Annotated in this window: 2 rRNA genes; both read left to right on the top strand. The window is 51.9% G+C overall.

Annotated features, from left to right (window positions below):
* A 23S ribosomal RNA gene (locus tag G497_RS20480) occupies positions 1–1,373 on the top strand; the annotation flags it as partial.
* A 114-nt stretch (positions 1,374–1,487) separates the two neighbouring features.
* Positions 1,488–1,603: ribosomal RNA gene (gene rrf / locus G497_RS0112500) — 5S ribosomal RNA — on the top strand.
* The last annotated feature ends 22 nt before the right edge of the window (positions 1,604–1,625 follow it).

Below are 1,625 nucleotides of genomic sequence, written 5' to 3'. Positions count from 1 at the left end.
TACTCCGAGACCGTCGAGCCGCAAGGTTCTGTTGATTCTACACTGACTAGAAAAGCTCCTACGCTTAGCACATGTGAACCGTACCGTAAACCAACTCAGGTGGATGGGTGTAAATGCACCAAGGCGCTCGAGAGAACTCTGGTTAAGGAACTCGGCAAAATAACCCCGTAACTTCGGGAGAAGGGGTGCTTTTTCAGGTGAACTATTTACTAGGTAAGCCCGGAAAAGCCACAGAAAATTGGCGGTGGCGACTGTTTACTAAAAACATAGGTCTGTGCTAAGTCGTAAGACGACGTATACGGACTGACGCCTGCCCGGTGCTGGAAGGTTAAAAGGAGAGGTCAGCGCAAGCGAAGCTTTGAATTGAAGCCCCAGTAAACGGCGGCCGTAACTATAACGGTCCTAAGGTAGCGAAATTCCTTGTCGGGTAAGTTCCGACCTGCACGAATGGCGTAACGATCTCCGCACTGTCTCAACCAGAGACTCGGTGAAATTGAAGTGGCGGTGAAAATGCCGTCTACCCGCAGCGTGACGGAAAGACCCTGTGCACCTTTACTATAGCTTGACATTGGGTCTTGGGGCAGCATGTGTAGGATAGGTGGGAGACTATGAACCCGGTACGCTAGTATCGGCGGAGTCAACCTTGAAATACCACCCTTGCTGGTCTAAGACTCTAATCCTAGCCTGTTATCCAGGTAGGAGACATTGTCTGGTGGGTAGTTTGACTGGGGCGGTCGCCTCCCAAATAATAACGGAGGCACGCAAAGGTTCCCTCAGGCTGATTGGAAACCAGCCGTTGAGTGCAAACGCATAAGGGAGCTTGACTGCAAGAGTGACAGCTCGAGCAGGGACGAAAGTCGGTGTTAGTGATCCGGTGGTCCCGAATGGAAGGGCCATCGCTCATTGGATAAAAGGTACGCCGGGGATAACAGGCTGATCGCATCCAAGAGTCCATATCGACGATGCGGTTTGGCACCTCGATGTCGGCTCATCACATCCTGGGGCTGAAGCAGGTCCCAAGGGTACGGCTGTTCGCCGTTTAAAGTGGTACGCGAGCTGGGTTTAAAACGTCGTGAGACAGTTTGGTCCCTATCTGCTGTGGGCGCAAGATATTTGAGAGGGCCTGTTCCTAGTACGAGAGGACCGGAATGGACGAACCTCTGGTGAGCCTGTTGTTCCGCCAGGAGCATAGCAGGGTAGCTACGTTCGGAAGGGATAACCGCTGAAAGCATCTAAGCGGGAAGCCTGCCTCAAGATAAGATATCTCTCCGTAAGGTGAAGACCCCTGGTAGACCACCAGGTTGATAGGCTGGGTGTGGAAGAGCAGCAATGCTTGGAGCTTACCAGTACTAATAGGTCGAAATCTTGATACTTCCCTTTCCTCACTCCCTACCAATTGATTGCTGCACCGCGCAGCCATTGGACGGGAATAATGCTCAGAATCTCTTCTGGTCATCATTTTCCGCCGAATACCGCGGAACATATTTGTTGGCTCCCATAGAGAGGGGGGTACACCCAGTCTCCATTCCGAACCTGGAAGTTAAGCCCCTCATCGCCGATGATACTGCCTATTTATAGGTGGGAACGTAGGCCGGGGCCAACATTAATTACCGAAACGGGAATCT

This window comes from Desulfovibrio cuneatus DSM 11391 (genome assembly GCF_000430005.1).
Classification (GTDB): Bacteria; Desulfobacterota; Desulfovibrionia; order Desulfovibrionales; family Desulfovibrionaceae; genus Frigididesulfovibrio; species Frigididesulfovibrio cuneatus.
The sequence above is the reverse complement of the archived record's forward strand: the minus strand, read 5'-3'. Positions and strand labels throughout refer to the sequence as shown.